This window comes from Roseovarius salinarum (genome assembly GCF_002834145.1).
Classification (GTDB): domain Bacteria; phylum Pseudomonadota; class Alphaproteobacteria; order Rhodobacterales; family Rhodobacteraceae; genus Roseovarius; species Roseovarius salinarum.
Genome location: NZ_PHNT01000015.1, coordinates 76,801 through 98,187, shown reverse-complemented (window position 1 = coordinate 98,187; position 21,387 = coordinate 76,801). Strand labels below are relative to the sequence as shown.

The 21,387-nt window shown below is 66.7% G+C and carries 15 protein-coding genes; 4 read left to right on the top strand and 11 right to left on the bottom strand.

Translation table 11 applies throughout. The features are described from left to right. Positions 1 to 105: 105 nt before the first annotated feature. On the bottom strand, positions 106 to 414 hold the full coding sequence (locus tag CEF10_RS13430; protein WP_101068685.1) for a hypothetical protein: 309 nt from the start codon (positions 412 to 414) through the stop codon (positions 106 to 108). A 1,492-nt stretch (positions 415 to 1,906) separates the two neighbouring features. Between CEF10_RS13430 and CEF10_RS13425 the strand changes: the two genes are divergently transcribed. After that, positions 1,907 to 2,857 (top strand): response regulator transcription factor, encoded by a 951-nt coding sequence (locus CEF10_RS13425; RefSeq protein WP_101068684.1) that lies wholly within the window; start codon positions 1,907 to 1,909, stop codon positions 2,855 to 2,857. 17 nt (positions 2,858 to 2,874) lie between these two features. After that, entirely contained in the window at positions 2,875 to 3,231 is a 357-nt protein-coding gene (locus CEF10_RS13420; protein WP_101068683.1) for an Hpt domain-containing protein, read from the top strand. Positions 3,232 to 3,276: 45 nt separating this feature from the next. On the opposite strand, the gene CEF10_RS13415 is transcribed toward CEF10_RS13420, so the two are convergent. The 6 genes from CEF10_RS13415 to CEF10_RS13390 form a co-directional block, all read right to left on the bottom strand. Continuing rightward, positions 3,277 to 3,666, bottom strand: coding sequence for a response regulator (locus tag CEF10_RS13415; RefSeq protein WP_101068682.1), 390 nt, complete (start codon positions 3,664 to 3,666; stop codon positions 3,277 to 3,279). Between the two features lie 9 nt (positions 3,667 to 3,675). Beyond that, positions 3,676 to 5,292 (bottom strand): PAS domain-containing sensor histidine kinase, encoded by a 1,617-nt coding sequence (locus CEF10_RS13410; RefSeq protein ID WP_101068681.1) that lies wholly within the window; start codon positions 5,290 to 5,292, stop codon positions 3,676 to 3,678. Between the two features lie 255 nt (positions 5,293 to 5,547). After that, positions 5,548 to 8,442: a sensor histidine kinase gene (locus CEF10_RS13405; protein WP_198586204.1), complete on the bottom strand. Its 2,895-nt coding sequence runs from the start codon at positions 8,440 to 8,442 to the stop codon at positions 5,548 to 5,550. 148 nt (positions 8,443 to 8,590) lie between these two features. Then, entirely contained in the window at positions 8,591 to 9,082 is a 492-nt protein-coding gene (locus CEF10_RS13400; RefSeq protein ID WP_198586203.1) for a YbhB/YbcL family Raf kinase inhibitor-like protein, read from the bottom strand. A 65-nt stretch (positions 9,083 to 9,147) separates the two neighbouring features. Beyond that, a complete protein-coding gene (gene polX / locus CEF10_RS13395) occupies positions 9,148 to 10,866 on the bottom strand; it encodes a DNA polymerase/3'-5' exonuclease PolX (RefSeq protein WP_101068679.1) in 1,719 nt (572 codons plus the stop codon). A 4-nt stretch (positions 10,867 to 10,870) separates the two neighbouring features. Beyond that, positions 10,871 to 11,266 (bottom strand): hypothetical protein, encoded by a 396-nt coding sequence (locus tag CEF10_RS13390; RefSeq protein ID WP_101068678.1) that lies wholly within the window; start codon positions 11,264 to 11,266, stop codon positions 10,871 to 10,873. 232 nt (positions 11,267 to 11,498) lie between these two features. Between CEF10_RS13390 and CEF10_RS13385 the strand changes: the two genes are divergently transcribed. Beyond that, a complete protein-coding gene (locus CEF10_RS13385; RefSeq protein WP_101068691.1) occupies positions 11,499 to 12,479 on the top strand; it encodes an efflux RND transporter periplasmic adaptor subunit in 981 nt (326 codons plus the stop codon). Further along, positions 12,472 to 15,699 carry an efflux RND transporter permease subunit gene (locus tag CEF10_RS13380; RefSeq protein WP_101068677.1) on the top strand — a complete coding sequence of 1,076 codons (3,228 nt, stop codon included), beginning with the start codon at positions 12,472 to 12,474 and terminating at the stop codon, positions 15,697 to 15,699. Before CEF10_RS13385 ends, CEF10_RS13380 begins: the two co-directional genes overlap by 8 nt. Before the next feature lie 9 nt (positions 15,700 to 15,708). Here CEF10_RS13380 and CEF10_RS13375 read toward each other — a convergent pair whose 3' ends face one another. From CEF10_RS13375 to CEF10_RS13360, 4 genes are all read right to left on the bottom strand, one after another. After that, positions 15,709 to 17,769: a dipeptide ABC transporter ATP-binding protein gene (locus tag CEF10_RS13375; protein WP_101068676.1), complete on the bottom strand. Its 2,061-nt coding sequence runs from the start codon at positions 17,767 to 17,769 to the stop codon at positions 15,709 to 15,711. 1 nt (position 17,770) lies between these two features. After that, positions 17,771 to 18,709, bottom strand: a complete 939-nt coding sequence (locus CEF10_RS13370) for an ABC transporter permease (RefSeq protein WP_232796509.1) — start codon at positions 18,707 to 18,709, stop codon at positions 17,771 to 17,773. Continuing rightward, entirely contained in the window at positions 18,696 to 19,640 is a 945-nt protein-coding gene (locus tag CEF10_RS13365) for an ABC transporter permease (RefSeq protein ID WP_101068675.1), read from the bottom strand. Before CEF10_RS13365 ends, CEF10_RS13370 begins: the two co-directional genes overlap by 14 nt. A gap of 64 nt (positions 19,641 to 19,704) precedes the next feature. Then, positions 19,705 to 21,270: an ABC transporter substrate-binding protein gene (locus CEF10_RS13360; RefSeq protein ID WP_157933034.1), complete on the bottom strand. Its 1,566-nt coding sequence runs from the start codon at positions 21,268 to 21,270 to the stop codon at positions 19,705 to 19,707. Positions 21,271 to 21,387: the final 117 nt, after the last annotated feature.

Here is a 21,387-nt window from a genome sequence, read left to right as displayed (position 1 = left end):
GGTTTCGAGTGTTGCAACCCGAACCTTTGCCGAAGATCGACGGTGGCCGCCAGCGTCACCACCGGCCGCGCGCCGCGCTACGCCGGGGGCGCCGCGCGCGGCCTCTTACACCAAGCGTTGGGACACAGCCTCGACGCTTGTAGCGGCGCGTAGAAACGAGGCCATGAAGCAAACCTGCTTCTCGATGTTCTCGGCTTTCGTCTTGCTCACCTTGAGTTCTTCGTCTTGGGTCGCTGGGATGGTCACGCCGTCCGGCAGAGTCCCTATCTCTTTAAGGAGTTGAAGGACGATTTGGCGGGTCTCCCGGTCCGCTGCGGTGTGCTCGCCGTTCACGAACAGTTCCGCTTTCCCAGTCGAGGCAATAGGAAGTTTGGCCCCGCGCGAGAGCGCAGGGTCGGGCATGATGTCGAGCATTGGAGGAATCCTCTTTCAACGACACCAAGGCAGACCCGAGAGACACTCCGTCTCCCGTCGGAATCCTTGGGCGGATACGTAGAGAAATCCCCCGGCCCCCTAGCGGGCCCGAGCCGATGCGGCCAAAAAAAACAGGGGCAAGCATTAGGTTGGCGACGCCAGCGCCTTCCGGCCCGCCACCTTGACCACAGCGCATCCGAAAACCTACCGGCGATCCACGCCTAGCCCTCAGCACGGTCGTTCTCACGTCTTCCCCCGTGGGCCCGCATCCCCAAAAGATCGACCATCATCACTGAACGAGCCCGCCGCCTTGGGACACGCTGAAGCGTCCCTGCGTCCCGGAACCGTAGGACAAACCGTAGGACAGAACGCGCCTGTTGACCGGGATTCTGAGGGACGATACCGCTTGCATTGCTGAGGCGTTCAACGGCGAAGGTGCCTGTGACAGGAACCGAACCAAGGGCAAAAAGCAGCCCCCGGGCACCATTTTCTGACCGTCGGGAACATTCATGGCTTTGACATGAGGCCCGTGCGAGAACAGCGCGGCAAGAATACGGGGGATTGCCGCGCTTTTTGCTCCACTTCGGGCGACACACGGTGAACCGCGAAGGCGGGCGACATGGCCTCTTCCTGCTCGCCTGCACCAGCCACTCGGAACGACGCCAGCACAGGTCGTCGGGATCAAGTCGGGTGCGATCGCCCATTGCGTCGATCAGCGCACATGATGGGCGTCACCGCGCACAGGCCGCGACGGCGACCTTGGCACGCAAAATCCCGCGTTCGACCAGCAGGCCTGAGCGGATCGACGACTTGAGCTTTCCGAACCGTCCATCTTCTCCAGGATCGCCATGCGCGCGTGATCCGTTGTTCCGGTTCGACCGTCGCATCAATGCAACCTATTGCGTCTGAAAAAGAAAACCTCGCTCGACACGCATGCCATCGATGCGCGGTTTGCTGTGGGTCTTCGGGAGTCATTTCACGGGTCGCGTCGTCTGCACGGCCGCCCGTCCATGGCTGGTTGGGAAACGGGACGTACAGGCGCCGCCAGCCTGATCGGAAGTGATCGCGCTTGGGGCGGCAACATCAAGAAAATCCGCGCGGTGGGGCGGGCAGGCGGAGCACCGGTGTGATGTGCAACCGGTCATGCCTGCGATGATGCCGGGAGTGCCGAACCGGGGGGCGCGACAAAGGGGCATTCACGCAGTCATCGACAAGCCGGGCGCCGGCCCGGTAATGGCGTCGTCAAGTCGAACACTTTGCCCCGAACGGGCGCGCGAGCCTGCGCACGCGGCGCGGTGGTCAAGATGTCGCGGGCCCCTGATGCCCGCGGCCCCGATCGCCATTATATTGGGGTTAACGGGTCATATTTCCGCCAGAATCTCCCTTAAATTGTAATTTGAAGACTAACGTGTGGCCGGCATCCACGCAGATAGAAAACGGCCGGTCCACACAGCCCCGACGACGGGAAAACACTGGGAACGGCAGTTGAGCCATGAAGATACTTGCGGTTGACGACGACGACATGATCATTCGTTTCCTCGACGGCTCCTTGCGGGGGTTGGGATACGACGAGTTGACCTTTGCCCAGAGCGCGCAGGACGCGCTGGAGAAGATCGACGCCGCGCCGGAGCCGTTCGAATGCTTCCTGCTCGACATCATGATGCCGGGCATGGACGGGATCGAGCTGTGCAGCCGCATCCGCTCCATTCCGCTTTACGAGAACACGCCGATCATCATGCTGACGGCCGTGAAGGAAAAGCAGGCGATCCATCAGTCCTTCGCGAACGGTGCCACGGATTACGTGACCAAGCCCTTCGACATCACCGAGCTTGGCGCGCGTATTCGGGTGGCGAACATGCTTTTCGTCGAACAGCGGCGCAGTGCCGACAAGGCCTTCGCGGCACAGACGCTGAAAAGCCAGCTTGACAAGGATCTGAGCTTTCCGCTGTCCGAGCCGGTGCTGATCCGCGACGTGCCCGGGTTCATCGGGGCCGTCCAGCTCGAGAACTACATGCTTCAGCTGTCGCACATCGGGATGTTCAAGAGCGCCGCGATCGGGTTCCAGATCAACGGGATCACTGACCATTACAACCGCACGACCCCGACCGATTTCTTCTACCTGCTCACCGACGTGGCCGACGCGATCTTCTCGAGCCTCGACGGCACAGAGGCGATGCTGTCCTATCTCGGCTTCGGCAGCTACGTCGCGGTCGTGCCGCGCGTGAACCGACTGTCGACGGAGGAGATGCAGGAGCGCATCCAGGTGACGCTGGACGATTACGAGCTTGTGGACAGCAATGGCAAGCCGATGCCGACCCATGTTACAGTCGGCCCGCAGACCCTTGGCTCGCTGTTCGGCAGCAATGCCAAGATGATCCTGAATCGCGCCGTGAACGCGGCGCAGGTCCACAGTGGCGAGACGGCCCTGCAGGAGGCCGGATAGAGTTGGAAGGAGACTGCATGGCACATGCAGACGCGATGCCCAGCGAACTGTCGGCCGCGATCGCCGATACCCGCGCCCGCTTCGTCGACTCGCTCATTTCCACCGTGAACGAGATCGAGGAACTGAAGAAGCATCTGGAGGCTGGGCCGCGCCCGGGTTCGGCATTGCGGGAACTGGCCCACAGGGTGCACAAGATCGCCGGCGTGGCCGGCATGACCGGGTTTGCCCGGATCGGCGACATGGCGCGCTCGGTCGAGACGGGCATGAACCGAGCGCTGCGCGAGGGCGAGTGCCGTCCTGCCCAAGCCACGCTGCAGCAACTCGAAAACTTGCTCGATATGCTCGAACAGGCCGCCGACGAGGCGGCCTTTTGATATCCCGCCGGTCGCGGCGCCGGCAATGCCGGTCGTGTCCCTTGCTCAAGCATCGGCCTGACGGCGCCAGATCTCCTTGAGTTGGTCGGGCAGGGCCATCGGGTCGAACGGCTTCACGATCACGTCCAGCGCACCCAGGCTGCGCAATCTTTCGTGGTTCTCCTGCGATGCCTTCGCCGTCATGAACACGACGGGAGTCTGGGCCAGCGTGTCGATGGCGCGCAGACGCACCATCGTCTCTTCGCCGTCAAGGTCGGGCATCATCACGTCCAGAAGAACGAGATCGGGCGCAAAGGCTTCCGCGCTCTCGATCGCCTCCTGGCCGCGCTCGTATTGCGCCAGGGCGAAACCGCCGACCATTTCCAGGGACATTTTCGCGATCTTCAGGATGTCGGGATCGTCCTCGACGTGGAGTATTCTGTTCAGTTCGCGCATGGGGTCACACTATTTCGACGCTTCGGTACCGCCAAGCGCCAATTCGGGCGCCGGGGCGGGTATGGCCCGCGACTGCCGCGGCCGCGCGGGTGCTTCGATGGTGTCGGCCGTCAGCCTGGGCAGCAGGACATAGAACGTCGTGCCCTTGCCGTGCTGCGTGCTGAACGTGATCGTGCCGCCGTGGTGTTCGACGATGTCGCGCGCGATGCTCAGTCCGAGACCCGACGCGTTGACCTTGCTGTTGCCGGGCTGGCGCGCCTGCTTGAAGCGGTCGAATAGCGTCGCTTGCGCGTCTTCGGGGATGCCGGGACCGTAGTCGCGCACCGAGATCTCGACATCCTTTCCGTCGCTGGTGGCTTTCAGCTCGACATTGCCGCCTTGGTGGGAAAACTTGGCTGCGTTGGACATCAGGTTCGACAACACCTGGCTCAAACGCCGATAGTCGCCCATCACCTTCAGCCCGGTTTCCCGGGTCAGGTCCTGGAAGCTCACGTCGAGTTCCACGCCGTAGCCCTGGTGGCTGCGCACGACGTCATCGAGCAGAGTCGGGATATCCACGGGCTCGGGATCGGTGCAGCCGCCCTCGGCCGCGATCTTCTCTATGTCCAGAAGATCGTTCACCAGCGACAGCATGCGTTCGCTGTTGCTTTCCGCGATCCCGACCAGGTCGCTGATCTCGCGGCTCATCTCGCCGACCTGGCCGGACCGCACCAGCCCCAGCGACCCCTTGATGTTGGTAAGCGGTGTGCGCAGTTCATGCGTGATGACGGAAAGAAGCTCCTTCTTCTCGCGCTCCGCTTCCTTGGTCTGCGAAACGTCGCGCACGATCGCCAGGATCCGGGGCTGGCCCTGCCCCATGAACAGGGTGTAGAGTTGCGCCTCGTAGAACCGGCCGTTCCGGCTGAGGTCCAGCGTCATGGAGCGGTCGGGGTTCTCGATCAGCTCCTGGCCGATCTCGGCCAGGCGCAACGCATCCAGATCGAACCCCATGTCCCGGATCGTTTTCGTCGCGGATTCCGCGCGATCCCAGCCCATCTGCTCCAGCGCGACGTCGTTGATGTAGCACACGCGGCCGGAATGCGGCTTGCAGATGATCGCGAAGGCGCTGAGCTTGCCGAAGGCCGCCTTCATGAGCTCCTGCGCGTCTTGCTCGCGCTGTTCGGTCACGTCCGTGCGCATCGTGATGTTCTTCACGTGCCGGCGCGACTCGTCAACCATGGGCACGACGGTGCACTGCGTCGTCGCGACGCTCCCGTCGCCGCGCAGCAGATAGGTGTCACCCGACCAGATCTCGCCGCGCCGCGTCACCCGTCGAATCCGGTCCGATGTCTGGCGGTCCCATTCGGGGTGGAGATCCCGGTGGAGACGTCCGATGACCTGGTCTCGGGTGTATCCGAAGGTTTTCAGGAACCCCTCGTTCACGTCGCGGATGACGCCGTTGGTATCCGTGACCGTGACGAGGGAATGTTCGTTGAGCGCCCGTTCCTGGAACGCCAGTTCCAGCCGCTGGCCCTGCAGGAGCTTCTTGCGCAGTTGCGCGGCTTCCCTGCTGCGCAGATACGCAAGGAACAGAACGGTAATGATTATGATCCCGATGCCGGTCGCGATACCGCTCGCAAGCCACATGGCGAAACCTCAAATTCCTTCCTCTCGGCAGGGCAAAGCCGGATCGGCGCGGCCCTGGCGCCGATGCGCGCTTCGGCCCTGCCCGGATTGGCCGGCCCCTCCCGAGACGCAAAATCCTGGTACGTTACCATATCTCAATGCACGAAGATTGCGTCACAATAATGCCGAAGCCCATGTAAGTCGGGCTGACGACAAGGCATTATTGTGGCGACGTTGCGACAGATCCGGTGCGCGCAGCCGGGTCGGCGCGGCAGGTCAGGCCGACCGTGTTGTCGGGGCCGTGCCTTGCGAGCGGCTTTCGTCCCACGCCGGAAGGGCGAAGGTAAAGACGCTGCCGCCGCCGGTCCGGTTGGTCGCGCGGATCCAGCCGCCCTGCAGTTCCACCAGCGATTTCGTGATCGTCAGCCCCAGCCCCACGCCGCCGGTGTTGCGCGTGCTGGAGCTGTCGACCTGGCTGAATTGCTCGAAGATCCGGTCCAGTTGATCGTCGGGGATGCCCTCGCCGGTGTCTTCCACGTGGAACACGACGTCCGGCCCTTGCCGTTCGGCCTTGATCCGAACCCAGCCGTTTTCCGTGAACTTGATGGCGTTGTTCAACAGGTTCATGAAGACCTGTTCCAGGCGCCGGTCGTCGCAGTAGACGTCGAAATCGTCCACCTCCACACGCAGTTCCAGCGCCTTTTCCGCGGCCAGCCCCTGCAACTGCGATGCAACCCGCTGCGCGGTCTGCGCGGCGGCGACGCGGTCGGGTTCGATGCGGATGGTCCGGGCCTCGATGCGGGCGACGTCGAGCACGTCCTCGATCAGGTGCATGAGTTGCTCGCCGGAGTCCTTGATCTTGCAGGCATAACCCTGGATTTCCACGATGGCCGCCTCGCAGGCGTCGGCCTGCGCATCGCCCGCCTCCGCCATTTGCGCGCGGACGGTCTGAACGGCCGGAAGCACCGTCGGATTGGCCAGGAAGGCGTTGTAGCCCAGGATCACCGTCAACGGCGTGCGCAGCTCGTGGCTGATGACGTTCAGGAATTCGGTCTTAGCGCGGTTGGCCTGCTGGGCCTGCTGCAATGCCTCGTAAAGCGGGGTCACGTCCGCCGCGACACCGCGGTACCCCTTGAACTGGCCGTTCGCGTCGAAGATGGGCCGACCGCTGGTGCGGACCCACATCTGGGTGCCGCGCACGTTGTCCGCCTGGTAGATCAGGTTGTCGAAGGGTTCGCGCGCCTCCAGTTTCTCGAGCAGCACGGCCATGTCGTCCTGCCGTGCCGAAAGGTCGTCATGTGCCGAGAAATCGGTGCGCCTCCGGCCGAGCAGGTCATCGGGATCGATCCCGGTGCTGCGCTGGAACCCCTTGGAAAAATAGCAGAACCGCAAGTCCGCGTCCTGTTCCCAGAACCATTCCGTGGCGATGTCGGAAAGATCCTCGAACCGCTTCTCGGCAGCCTCGCGCGCGGCGAGGGCGGCCGTGAGTTCGGCGTTGGAGTTCTTGAGCAATTCCTCGTAGCGCTTGCTTTGCGTGATGTCGATGCGAAAGCCGACGAGCCCGCCGTCGCTGGTGCGCTGGTCGTAGGCGCGCAGCCACCGCCCGTTGCCCAGCTTGAGGTCGCGCACGCTGGCATCCTGCTTGCGCAGGTCAAGGGTGCCCGAAATCCATTCCTCCTCGCGGCCCTCGATATCGGCGTACTGGCCGGTTCGCACGCCCTCGCGCACGATGTCGGCATACCGCGCGCCGGGATGAGCGAGATGTGCAACCTTGGAAAGCTGCGCGCGGCCCGTTCCGTTCACCATCACGAGCCTGTCGTCGGCATCGAACCACCAGAACCCGGCTGGCAACGCCTCGATCGCGTCCTTCAGGCGCCGTTCGGCCCGTTCGGCCCGCTCGCGGCTCTGCACCTGTTCGGTGATGTCGATGCGGATGCCCACGCGCCCCCCTTCGGGCGTCTTGCGTTCGAGGATGCGCAGCCAGCGCCCGTCGCCGAGCTTCTGTTCGACGGTGCTGTTCGCCTTGCGGTGCTCGTGCAGCCGCTCGGCCAGCCATTCCTCCTCGCGGCCCTCGGCCTCCGCGTACTGGCCATGCCTCAGGCCGTAGCGCAGGATGTTCTCGAAACTCTCGCCCGGCACCATCGCGGGTGCGCTCTTGTCGTAGATTTCCTTGTATTTCTGATTGCAGGTGACAAGGCGATCGTCCTCGTCGTAGATGACGAAGCCGTCCGCCATCACCTCGACCGCCGAGGTCAGCTGCGTATGGGCCATTTGCCGCGCGGTCTGAAGGCGGAACAGGTACCACGCCAGCAGAAGGGCCGCGATGCCCAGCGTGGCGAAAAAGCCGCGCGTCTGCCAAACGCCCGGAACATGGGTGGCCCAACCGCCGACCGGGACGGCCGCGAACTGCCATTGGCCCTGCGGAAGCTTCGTTTCACCGACGACAGGGTCTTGCTCGAACACCTCCGCGCGGCCCCGGAACACTGATGTACCGGTCCCTTCTGCCGGCAATTCGCGCGCGGCGAATTCGAGTCCCGCATCGCGCATCCGGCCTTCGGCCTGTTCGAAAAGTTTTTCCACGTCGACGACGACACTGATAAGACCCCAGAAGGGGCTGTCCCCCGGGCTGCCGTCGTGCACGAAGATAGGTTCGCGTATGATCAGCCCCGGCTGCCCCTGCAGAAGCTCCACCGGGCCATCCACGACGGGCATCTGCGTGCGCCGTGCCTTGCGGGCGGCCTCGATCTGCGCCGGCACCTCGCGCAGGTCGGTGCCGATGACATGCGCGTTCTCGACGAAGGGGTGCACGTACTCGATGGTGTAGTTGCGGTGCGCGGCGATGTTCACCACCGCCGCGTCGTTCTGCATCATCTCTTCGGCCAGGCGCGAGAATTCCGCCTGGTTGAGGTCAGGCTTGATCGGCACGACACTGGCAAGCCCGCGCGCGAGGAGAAGTTTCTCGGTCAGATCCGCCGACAGGTCGGCCGCGGTGTCGTGAAGACGGGCGCGCACCGCGTCGCGCTGTTCGTCCCTGAAGGTGCGCCGGTCGCCGCGTTCCGTGACGACGGCGATCACGAGCACGCCCGCCGCGATGGCGAGATAAACGAAGGTCCGGACCACCGTCTTCGCGATCTTCGGCCTCTCGGCACTGGCCATGCGGTCCTGTCTCACCTTGGCGTTCACACCCGATCCGCCCAGTAGAATCCATGTCGCCGGCCGAGACAAGACCCCCCGAAGGGCGATCCGTGCGCACCGAGATGACGTGCCGGTTTTCCGGTCGAGCGGCCGTGCGGGGCGGCCCCACACCGCTTCATTCGCCTCACTCGCGTGCGTAGTGGCCGACAAGCTCCGCGAACTCGATGACGTGCGGGCGGGCCAGCTCGATGATCTCGATGCAGGACGCGCCCGGCGCCGCAGAAGTCAGCGGCTCGCGCAGCGCGCTCAGGCGGAAATGATAGGCGTGCGGGGTGTCGCCCCGGGGCGGGCAGGGGCCGGCATACCCCGGCTTGCCGAAATCGTTCACCGCCTGCCTGAAGCCCGGCTCAATGCTTTCGGCGCCGAAACCCGCGTGCAGGAATGACCGGTCCGGCGCGATGTTGTAAGCCGCCCAGTGATGGAAGGTGCCGCCGGGCGCGTCCGGGTCGTCACAAACCAGGAGCAACTCCTGCGTGCCGTCGGGAACACCCGTCCAGCGGAAGGCGGGAGAGACGTTCTGCCCGTCGCAGGTGAACCGCTCGGGGATGTCCTCGCCCGGATTGAAATCGGGGCTCGTCAGGGTGAGCATCGTTTCCTCCGTCGTTGTCGTGGACATGCTGGCGAAATCCTGCCGTGGTGCGGCGCGGCCCGCATTGATCCCGCGCAAGGGCCGCGCCGGGGTCACCGCGCCATGGCCTCCAGCAGCGCGGCCACCGGGCGGGTGTTGAGTATGTCATCGGCTTCCAGCCAGCCCCTGCCGGCCTGCGCCACGCCGAAGCGCATCATCTCCAGCCCGTCGGTGGTGTGCGCGTCGGTGGACACCGCGATTTTCAGGCCCATGTCGCGCGCCATCTTGCAGCGGGCGTCGTCAAGATCGAGCCGGCTGGGCTGCGCGTTCAGTTCCAGGAAACAGCCGCGATCCGCGGCCGCGCGCATCACCCGGTCGAGGTCGATATCGAAGGGCGCGCGCCGGTTGATCAGCCGCCCGGTCGGATGGCCGAGGATCGTGAAGTTGGGGTTGTCCATGGCGCGGATCACGCGCTCGGTCTGCGTCTCGCGCGACAGGTCGAACCGCCCGTGCACCGAGCATACCGTGTAGTCCAGCCGCGCCAGCAGGTCGTCGGGAAAGTCCAGTTGCCCGTCCTCGAGGATATCGACCTCGCAGGATTTCAGGACGCGGAACCCGGCAAACTCGGCGTTGAGCGCGTCGATCTCGTCGATCTGCGCGGCAAGGTCGTCGGTGCTCATCCCGCCGGCGACCGTCTGGCTTCGGGAGTGGTCCGTGATGCCGAGGTAGCCGTAGCCGAGGGCCCGCGCGGCCTCGGCCATCTCGCGGATGCCGAACTTTCCATCGCTCGCGGTCGTGTGGCAATGCAGGTCGCCGCGGATGTCCGAAAGCTCCGCCAAACTGGGCAACCTGCCCTCGTCCGCCGCCGCGATCTCGCCGCGGTTCTCGCGCAGCAGCGGCGGGATGAAGGGCAGCCCGAGCTTGCCGTAGACCTCTTCCTCGGTCCGGCCGGCGATACGGGTGTCGCCGTCGAACAGCCCGTATTCGTTCAACTTCCAGCCGCGGGCGACGGCGCGCCGCCGCAGCGCGATGTTGTGGGACTTCGCGCCTGTGAAATAGTGCAGGGCGGCGCCATGGCTTTCCGGGGCCACGACGCGCAGGTCGACACTGAACCCCGAGCGCAGGACGACGGTGGCGCGCGTTGCGCCGCGGCCGACGATCTGCGCGACCTCCTCGTAGGCGGTGAACGCTTGCGTGACCGCGTCGCCGTCCTCGGCGACGACGAGGATGTCGAGATCGCCCACCGTCTCCTTGCGTCGGCGGTAGCTGCCGGCGACGGTGGCCCTGCTCACGCCATCGAGGTCGCGGATATGGGCCATCAGCGGCTCGGCGATGTGTTCGGCGTCGATCAGCCGCAGCCGGTCGCCCTCTCCTTCGAGCCGGTCGAGTTCGCGCCGGATGTTCGCCTCGGACTTTGCGCCGAAGCCGGGCACCTGCCGGATGCGCCCGCGATCGGCGGCCTCGCGCAGCGCGTCAAGGCTGTCGAGGCCGAGCGCGTCGTACAGCGCCTTGACCTTGCGGGCGCCGAGGCCGGGCACGCGTGTCATCTCGAACAGCCCCGGCGGCACGCGGGCCTCGACCTCGTCGAGCGCCTGCAGACTGCCGGTTTCGACCATCTCGGCGATCTTGCCGGCAAGATCCTCGCCGATGCCGGGCAGCTCCGACAGGTCCTCGCCGTCTGCCAGCATCGCAGCGGCATCGCGCGGCAGCCCGGCGACGGTGCCGGCGGCGTTCCGGTAGGCGCGCACGCGGAAGCGGTTGGCGCCCTCGATCTCGAGCAGCGCGGCCAGGCGGTTCAGGCGATCGGCGATCTCGGCGTTGTGCAGGGGCATGGGATCAGCCGAACCCGACCACAAGAAGCGCCAGCCCGAGCACCAGCACACCGGCCATGTAGACGCGCACCAGAACCGGGTGCCGCAGGATCAACGCCAGCCGGCCCAGGAACGACCGGCCCGCGACGATCAGCACGATCCCCTCGGCCAGGGCGAGCCAACCGAAGAGTGACGCGAGAATCTCCAGCGGCGTTGACCAAAGGTTGTGCACCGAGACGATCAGCGCGCCGACAGTGAAGACGAAGACACCGGTGACGTAGCGCAGCCCGGGGCGTGCCGTCAGTTCGTCCATGATCCGCGCCGCGTTCTGTTCGCGCGCCAGCAGGCCCGCCGCGGCGGCGACCATGTAGAGCCCGAGAAACCCGATGATGAGGTCCGTTGCCGAATGGGTCGCGATCATGACCCTGCCTTCCGTGCGCGGTGGTTGCATTTGCCAGCGTGCCATGCCTGGGCGCGGCATGCATTGACGGGCATCAAGCCGCGCGGCCGGGCGGCGAGGCCCCGCGTGTCGGGGGCCATGACGCCGGAGGGCGCGCCGGGGTCTTTCGTCCCGGCACGCCATATGCAATGTTTTGAAGGTTGAAGTGGCCGCGCCGCCCCGGCGCGGTGCAGGTGCAAGGATGGACAGGCGGATGCGTGGTTTCTTCGTGGCGGCGGCGTTCCTGGTTCTGGGCGTACCGGCCGGAGCCGAGTCGCTGAGCCTTTCGCCGCAATCCATCACCGAGTGGAAGGCCGTCTACGGCCAGGTCGAGACGCGCGACCGGGTGCCGGCCCGGGCGCGGATCGGCGGCACGGTGGTGGAATTGACGGTGTCCGAGGGCGATACCGTCGAGGCCGGCCAGCAGATCGCGCGCGTTGAGGACGACAAGCTCCAGTTCCGTCTCGACGCGATGGACGCGCGCATCGAGGCGCTCGAGTCACGGCTCGAAACCGCGCGGACGGACCTCGAGCGCGGCCGCACGCTGCTGGAGCGCGGGGTGATCACCACGCAGCGCCTCGACCAGCTTGAAACCGAGGTCAACGTCATCGAGGGCGAGTTGCGCGGCGCGCGCTCGGAGAAGCTCGTGATCGAACAACAGGTCGAGGAGGGCGAGGTGGCCTCGCCCGAGGCGGGCGTGGTGCTGTCGGTGCCGGTTTCGCGCGGCTCGGTCGTGACCCCGGGCGAGGCGCTGGCCGAGATCGGCGGCGGCGGTGTCTTCCTGCGCCTGGCCGTGCCAGAGCGCCATGCCGGCGACCTGGCCGAGGGTGACACGATCCAGATCACCGGCGGATCGAACGGCGACCCGGTGCGCCGTGGCGAACTGGTCAAGCTCTACCCCCTGATCACCGGCGGCCGCGTGCAGGCCGACGTGGAGGTGGCCGGCCTCGACGGCCGTTTCGTGGGCCGGCGGGTGCCCGTGCGTCTGCCGGTGGGCACGCGCGAGGCGCTGCTTGTGCCCGAGGCGGCGCTCACCCGCCGCGGCGGGCTGGATTTCGTCCGGGTGCAGACGGGCGAGGCCACGCTGCGGCGCACCGTGGTGCCAGGCCGCCGCGTGATGCGCGACGGCACGCGCTGGCGCGAGATCCTGACCGGGCTGAAACCCGGCGAAACCGTGGTCTGGGGCGATGAGTGAGGGGCCGCCGGACGGCGAGGGCGGCCCGCCGCTCGGTATCGCCGGACGCCTGACACGCGCGTTCATCGCGTCGCCGCTCACGCCGCTCATGCTCCTGGCGTCGCTGGCCGTGGGCCTGATCGCGCTGGTCAGCCTGCCGCGCGAGGAGGAGCCGCAGATCTCGGTGCCGCTGGTGGACATCCATGTGCGCGCCGACGGGCTGCAATCGCAGGACGCCGTGAAGCTGGTCACCGAGCCGCTCGAAACCATCGTGAAGGGTATCACGCAGGTCGAGCACGTCTATTCCGACACCCGCGACGACCGCGTGATGGTCACCGCCCGTTTCGAGGTCGGTCTGTCGGCCGACACCGCGATCCTTCGGGTCCACGACAAGATCCGCGCGAACATCGACCGGCTCCCGGTGGGCATCCCCGAGCCGCTGGTCGTCGGCCGGGGCATCAACGACGTGGCCATCGTGGCGCTGACCTTTTCGCCCGAAAGTCGCGATGGCGGCACCACCCGCGCGGACCTGACCCGGATTGCCCGCGAGGTGCGGGTGGAACTGGCCAAGATCGAGGACGTGGGCCTGACATACCTCGTGGGTGCCACGGACGAGGCGCTGCGCGTGGCCCCCGACCCGGAACGCCTGGCGCTTTACGGGATCACGCTGCAACAGCTCGCCGCGAAGGTCAGGGGCGCCAACAGCGCGGCGCCCGCCGGCGACCTGCGCGACGGGCGCGAGCAGGTCGGCCTCGTGATCGGCCAGACGCTGCACACGCCCACCGAGATCGCCAACCTCGAGCTCACCGCGCGGGACGGGCGCACGGTCTACGTCCGCGACGTGGCGGACGTGGGGTTCGCGCAGGACATGGACGAACGGCATGTCTCGACGCTGGCGCATGACGCGGACGGCGGCGTGACGCGCAAACCCGCCGTCACGCTGGCGCTGGCCAAGCGCGCGGGTGCCAACGCCGTGACCGTGGCCGACGAGATCCTGCACCGCGTCGACGCGATGCAGGGCGGGCTGATCCCCGACGGCGTGGGCGTCGAGGTCACCCGCGACTACGGCGAGACCGCCAACGAGAAGGCCAACGAGCTGCTGTTCCACCTCGGGCTGGCCACCGTCTCCATCGTCGCGCTGGTTCTGGTGACGATCGGCTGGCGCGAGGCGCTGGTCGTCGCCGTGGTGATCCCTGTGACGATCCTGCTCACGCTGTTCGCCGCGTGGGTCATGGGTTACACGCTCAACCGCGTGTCGTTGTTCGCGCTGATCTTTTCCATTGGCATCCTCGTGGATGACGCCATCGTGGTGATCGAGAACATCGCGCGGCACTGGGGGATGCGGCCCGCGGGCAAGGGCCGGCGCCAGGCGGCGGTGGAGGCGGTGGCCGAGGTCGGCAACCCCACCATCGTGGCCACGCTGACGGTGGTGGTGGCCCTGTTGCCGATGCTGTTCGTGTCGGGGCTGATGGGCCCCTACATGAGCCCCATTCCCGCCAACGCCAGCGCCGCGATGATCTTTTCGTTCTTCGTGGCGGTCATGATCACGCCGTGGCTTATGCTCAGGATCGCCGGCCGTGCGCCCATGACGCACGACGCGCATGCCGCGGGCCACCCAGGCGGCCCGTTCGGTCGGGTCTATGCCGCGCTGGCCCGGCCGCTGCTGCGCGGCAAGGGGCGCAGCGCGCTGTTCCTTTTCGTCGTGGCGGTGCTGTCCTTCGGTTCGCTGGGCGCGCTCTACACCCGCGACGTCACGGTCAAGCTGCTGCCCTTCGACAACAAGTCGGAACTCTCGGTCGTGGTGGACCTGCCCGAGGGCGCCAGCGTCGAGGCGACCGACGCCGTGTTGCAGCGCGTGGCGCGCTCCGCGCTGGACATGGACGCGGTGCATTCGGTCCAGACCCACGCGGGCACTGCCGCGCCCTTCAACTTCAACGGCCTGGTGCGCCACTATTACCTGCGGGAAAACCCCGAGATGGGCGACGTGCAGGTCAATCTTGCCGCCAAGCACCACCGCGACCGGGTCAGCCACGAGATCGCGCTGGAGCTGCGCGAAAGGGTGGCGGGGCTGGAGGTGCCCGAGGGTACCGTCGTCAAGGTGGTCGAGCCGCCGCCGGGGCCGCCGGTGATCTCGACCCTTCTGGCCGAGGTCTACGGCCCCGACGGCGAGACGCGCCGCGCGGTTGCCGCGAAGGTCCGCGCGGCGTTCGAGGCCACGCCATTCGTCGTGGATGTCGACGACAGTTACGGCACCCGGGCACGGCGCTTGCGCGCGCGCCCGAAATCCGACGACATGGATTTCTTCCGCGTGCAGGAGCGCGACGCGCTGGAGACGCTTCGCCTGCTGAACACCACGACGACCGTGGGGTATTCGCATCGGGGCGGCGGGCGTCGGCCCATTCCGATCATAATGGCGCGCGACCGCGCGGACCGCGTGATGGACGCGCGTACGTTGTCCACGCCGGTGCCCGCCAACGCGCTGCCTGGCGGGCGCGGGGTGGTGGAACTGGGCGACGTGATCGAAGTGACCGAGGAACGTGCCTCCTACCCCATCTTCCGGCACAACGGCTACGACGCGGTGATGGTCACGGGCGAGCTGGCCGGCGATTTCGAGGCGCCGCTCTACGGGATGCTGGCGGTGCAGGAGCGGCTGGACGCGATGGACTGGCCGGAGGGGCACAAGCCGGCCATCCGGCTGCACGGCCAGCCCCCGAGCGTGGCGGAGCCCGTCCTGCTGTGGGACGGCGAATGGGAGGTGACATGGGTCACGTTCCGCGACATGGGCGCGGCCTTTGCCGTGGCGCTGCTGGGCATCTACATCCTGGTGGTCGCGCAGTTCGGCAGCTTCCGCCTGCCGCTTGTGGTGCTCACCCCGGTGCCGCTGACGTTCCTGGGCATCATGCTGGGGCACTGGCTGTTCGGCGCGCCGTTCTCGGCCACCTCGATGATCGGATTCATCGCGCTGGCCGGGATCATCGTGCGAAACTCGATCCTGCTGGTGGATTTCATCCGCCACGCCGACCCGAAACGCCGCGTGACCGTCGAGACGCTGATCGAGGCGGGCGCCACCCGCTTCAAGCCGATCCTGCTGACGGCGGTGGCCGCGATGATCGGCGCCAGCGTGATCCTGTTCGACCCGATCTTCCAGGGGCTGGCGATCTCGCTGCTGTTCGGGCTGGCCTCGTCCACGGCACTGACCGTGCTGGTGATCCCGGCGATCTACCGGCTGTTCAGGACCTGATGCATCGTCTCAGTTCAGCGGGAACAGGCAGGCGTGCTTGCGCCCGTCGGGGCGTGTTTCGTGCGGTGGCTTCTCCTGCCGGCACCGGTCCTGCGCGTAGGGGCAGCGCGTGGCGAAATCGCAGCCCTTGGGCCGGTTGAGCAGGCTGGGCACCTCTCCGGTGATCGACACATGCGTGCGCCGCCGGTCCGGGTCGGGCTGCGGCACGCCGTCGACCAGCGCCTGGGTATAGGGGTGCAACGGCGCGCGGAAGATCGCCTCGGCCGGGCCTTCCTCGACGACGCGGCCCAGATACATGATGGCCAGCCGGTCGCTGACGTGCCGCACCACCGGCAGGTTGTGGGTGATGATGAGATACCCAAGCCCGTGTTCGGCCTGCAGGTCGGCCATGAGGTTGAGGATCTCGCCCTGCACCGACACGTCGAGCCCCGCCGTGGGTTCGTCGGCGATGATGAGCTTGGGGTTGAGGGCAAGCGCGCGGGCCACGCCGACGCGCCGGGCCTGCCCGCCCGACAGCTCGTGCGGGTAGCGCGACAGGAACGGCTTGGGCAGGCGTACCATCTCGGCCAGGCGCTGGGCCTCGGCATCGAGGTCCACGCCGGTCACGTTGTGGATCTGCAGCGGTTCGGTGATCAGCGCGCGCACCGACTTGCGCGGCGAAAGGGACCCCACGGGATCCTGGAACATCATCGCCATGTCGCGGCGCAACGGCTTGAACCGCGCCTCGGGCATGTTCCGGATCTCGCGGCCCTCGAAACGCACGGAGCCGTCGTGCGCGGGCAGAAGGTTGAGAACGGTGCGCCCCAGCGTGGTCTTGCCGGAGCCGCTTTCCCCCACCAGCCCCACGGTTTCCCCGGGCCGCACGCTCAGCGAGACGTCGAGCACCGCGTCGACGAAGGGGTCATCCATCCCGCGCAGCCGCGCGCGCAACGCGCTCAGCGTGCGGAACCGCACGTTCAGGTCGGACACGTCGAGCAACGGCGCGTCGCGCGCGGTGCTTTCCGAGGCCGCCTTCGGGATCGCGCCGCGGCCCACCGTCACGACGTCGTGGGGTGGCGGCCAGTCGGGATCGCGCATCGGTCCTTCCAGCAGGTGGCACCGGGCGTGCCCGCCGGGCGTTCGCGCGTCGGGCGGCGGCGTGGTGCGGCAGATCCCCTCCTCGACGCGCGGGCAGCGCGGGGCGAAGATGCAGCCGTGCCGCTGCCGCGTAAGGTCGGGGATGTCGCCGGGGATCACCGGCAGCTTGCGCGACACGTCCGAGATGCGCGCGGGGTCGCATTCCAGGAGCGCGCGGGTATAGGGGTGCCGCGCGTCGTGGAAGATCGAGCGGACGTCGCCGGCCTCCACGATCTCGCCGGCGTACATCACCACCACGTCGTCGCACAGCTCGGCGATCAGGCCGAGGTTGTGCGACACCAGCACGATGGTGGCGTCCAGATCGCTCTGAAGTTCCTGCAGCAGGTGGATGATCTGCGCCTCCATCGTGACGTCCAGCGCGGTCGTGGGCTCGTCTGCCAGCAGCAGCTTCGGCCCGGTCAGCAGCGCCATCGCGATGCCGGCGCGCTGGCGCATGCCGCCCGAGAAATGGTGCGGGTACTGGTCGATGCGCGATTCCGGGTCGGGGATGCCGACCTTTTCCATCATCTCGATAGCCATGCGCCGCTTTTGCGATGCCGATAGGTTGGGCCGGCGGTAGAGGATGTCGAACATCTGCCGCGCGTAGGTCAGCACCGGGATCTGGCTGGTCATCGGGTCCTGGAAGACGACCGAGATATCCTCGCCACGGGCCGCGCGCAGCCCCGGTTCGCCCAGCCGCAGCATGTCGCGTTCGTCGAACATGATCTCGCCGGCGGTGACCTCGGCGTTGCCCGACAGCAGGCCCAGGATCGACCACAGCACCGTGCTCTTGCCAGAGCCGCTTTCGCCCACCAGCCCGACGATGCGGCCGCGACGGACCGGGAAGCTTATGTCGCGCAGCGCCTGCACCCGGCCGCGCGGCGTGCGGAAATCGACCGACAGGTTGCGGATGTCCAGCAGCGTTTCGGCGTCCGGGCCGAGGTCCTTGGCCATGTCAGCGTCCCTTTCCCATCCGGGGATCGAAGATGTCGCGCAGCGCCTCGCCGAGGAAGGTGAAGCCCAGCGTCGTCAGGATCAGCGGGATGCCGCCCGCGATCACCATCCAGGGCGTGTCGCGGATCACCAGGTAGCCCTCGTTGAGGATCGTGCCCCAGCTGGCGGTCGGCGGCAGCACGCCCAGGCCCAGGAAGCTCAGCCCGGCCTCGATTGTCACGACAACGGGGACCTCCATCGCCGCGAGGATCATCAGCGGCCCGATCACGTTGGGCATGATGTGGTGCCACAGCATCCGCACCGTGCCGGCGCCCAGTGAGCGTTCGGCCAGGATGAAATCCGAGTTCTTGAGCGACATCGTCGCCGTGCGCGCCACCCGGGCATATTGCGGAATCGCGGTGACGATCACGATCGTCAGCACGATCCACAGGCTCGGCCCCGTCAGCGCAACGGTGGCCAGTGCCAGAACGATGGTCGGAAAGGCGCGCACCGTGTCGAAGATCAGCAACAGCAGGTTGTCGAGCCAGCGCGGCCCGAAGCCCGCGATCATCCCGAGGATCAGCCCCAGCACCAGCGACACCGAGACGCCGATCGCGGCCACCTTGAGCGCCACCCGCCCCCCGTAGAGAATGCGCGAGAACGTGTCGCGGCCCAGCTGGTCGGTGCCGGCGGGATGCTCCAGCGTCGGCCCCGACAGCCGGGCAGGGATGTCGATTGCGTTGGGCTCGTACGGCGCAAGGACCGGCGCGAAGATCGCCGAGGCGAAGAACAGTGCCACGAGGATCAGCCCCGTCAGCCCCTGCCAGTCGGTGACGAACTGGCGCAGTTTCTCGCGCCGTTCGCGCGCAGCGGATTCGCGGATCTCGGCCTCCGAGACGTGATCGGGCAGGCCTTCGGAGTCGACGGCGGGCACGCCGGTTTCGGAGTCAGAGCGATTCACGGACACGGGGATCAAGCCAGGCTATGATGAGATCGGAAACGAGGACGACGAAGATGTAGAGGCCGGTGGCCACCAGAACGCCGCCCTGCACGACGGGGAAGTTGCGCGCCATGACGCTGTCGAAGATCAGCTTGCCGATACCGGGGCGCGAAAAGATGATTTCGGCGAAGACGGTCGACGAGATCAGGCCGCCGAAGCCCATGCCGATCAACGTGATCGTGGGCAGGATCGCCACGCGCAGCGCGTAGCCGTAGACGATGCGCCTTGGCCGCAGCCCGAAGGCCCGCGCCGAGCGGATGTAGGTTTCGCCCATCACCTCGAGCATCGAGGCGCGCACCATCCGCGCGAGGTATCCCACCCAGCTCAGCCCCACGGCGAAGGCCGGCAGGACAAGGTGGATCGCCTGGTCGCCCAGCTCGCCCGGTTCACCCGCGCCGATGGCCGGCAGCCACTTGAGATGGACCGCGAAGATCAGCAGTGCCCAGATCGAGACCAGGAAAGAGGGCACCGCGATCGTGCCCACCGACAGGACGCCGGTCACCCGGTCGAGCCAGGTGTTGGGGCGCACGGCGGCGAAACACCCCAGGGGAATGCCCAGAAGCATCGCCCACCCCATGCCCGCGAACACCAGCGACAGGGTGAAGCCGATGCGTTCGCCGATGATCGCGGTCACGGGCCGGTCGGAAAAGACATCGACGCCGAGGTCTCCCGTCAGCGCGTTGCCGACGTAGATCAGGAACTGCATCCAGACGGGTTCGTCCAGGTGCATCTTCTCGGCGTAGCGCTGGATCGCCTCCGGCGTGGCGCGTGGCCCCAGCGCGATCGTCGCCGGATCGCCGGGGATCAGATACAGCAGCGAGAACAGTACCGCGACCACCAGGAAGATCACGGCCAGCGACAGGCCGATGCGTTTGACGAGGTAAAGGGTCATGGTTGGCGAACTCCCGGGGCCGCGACGCCGCGCGCGGCGGGATGCCGCGCGCGGTGGCACCGCGTCATGCGGGTTTGCACCGGCGGTAGTTCAGCTCGCCCGAGGGGGCGGCGTTCACGTCCACGGCCGAGGAATGCACGAATGCCTCCGGCTCATGGTTGATCCAGACGTAGGCGCCGGTTTCCTCCATGATCTCCTGCATGCGCACGTATATGTCGCGGCGCTTGTCCGGGTCGGTCTCGCGGATGCCTTCCTCGTACAGGCGATCGTATTCCGGGTCGGTCCAGCGCTCCCAGTTCCACACGCCCACCTGATCGGAGACGAACCATTGCGTCGCCTCGTAGGGGTCCGGCGTGGTGCCATAGCGCATCAGCCACAGCTGCAGGTCCTTCCAGGTGTCGCCCTTGGATTCCTGCCCCATCTCCCAGAACGGACCGGAATCCAGCGGCAGCACCTTCACGCTGATGCCGATCTGGCCAAGGTTGGCCTGGATGATCTGTGCGGCGAGCATGCGCTCCTGGTTGTTCAGGGTGCGCAATGTCAGTTCCAGCCCCGAAACGCCGGCCTCGGCCAGCAGGGCGCGCGCCTTTTCTGGATCGTACTGGTAGTACCTGGTACTGTCGCGGTTGCCGACCAGCCCCGGGCAGATGATCCCGTACGACTTGGCCGTCGTGCCCGAGTATGCGCCCTGCAGGATCGAATCGACATCGACGGCGTGCTGGATCGCGCGCCGCACCGTCTTGTCCTTGAGCTTGGGATGGTCGGTGTTCATGCCCAGCCACATGTATTGCAGCTCGCCGGCGACGGTGATCTCGGCACCTTCGGGCATGTCCGCGGTATAGCGCGCCAGCGTGTCGGCGCCCACCTCGGTGCAGTCGATCTCGCCGGCCTCGAAGGCCAGTTCCGCCGCCTTGACCTCGGTGATGATGTTCGCCTCGACCCGTTCGTATCCCGGCGCGGGGCCGCTCCAGTTCGGGTCCAGCTCGAACACGACGCGCTGGCCCGGCGTGGCCGCATAGGTGTAGGGGCCGCAGGTCGCGGGGAAGTTGGTGGTGAATTTCTCGCCCACGTCCTTCATCGCCTTCTCGCTGAGGATGGCGCCGGGACCGTGGCACAGCGTGACCATGATGAACGGCGCGAACGGCTTGTTCAGCACGATCGTGCCCGTCCGGTCGCCCGTGACCTCGACGTGATCCAGCGCGTCGAAGTAGCCCGACCAATCGGTGCCGGTCATCCGCTCGAACGAGTACTTCACGTCCGAGGCCATCACCGGGCCGTACCCGTCGGACCATTCCAGCCCCTCGGCCAGCTCGAAATCGATATGGGTCGGGTCGCGCTGTTCCAGCTTGTTGACGAAGACGGTGGGTTTCCAGGTGATCGTGTCACCGTCGCGGTGATAATCCGCGAGGAACGGCAGGCATTGTTTCTGGCTCTCGATCTCGATGCCGCCGGACATGTAGCCGGGGTCGAGAACGTCCGGGTCGCCGTCCATCCTCAGGCGCAGCACCTTGCCCATCTCGGCGCGGCCCATCGCCGGGAAGCTCGATATCATGCCGGCCGCGCCCATGGCGGCACTCGACGCGAGGAATCCGCGCCTTGATAGCTTCGGTGAAACCTTTCGATCGGTCATGTCAGTCTCCCTGTGCGTTGTCGTGTTTTGATGCGTGTTGCCGCCATTTGGCCACACGGCGAACGCGCGATCCATTTCGCAATCCTTCGCAAGGTGAAGCATGAATCGCGAATTCGA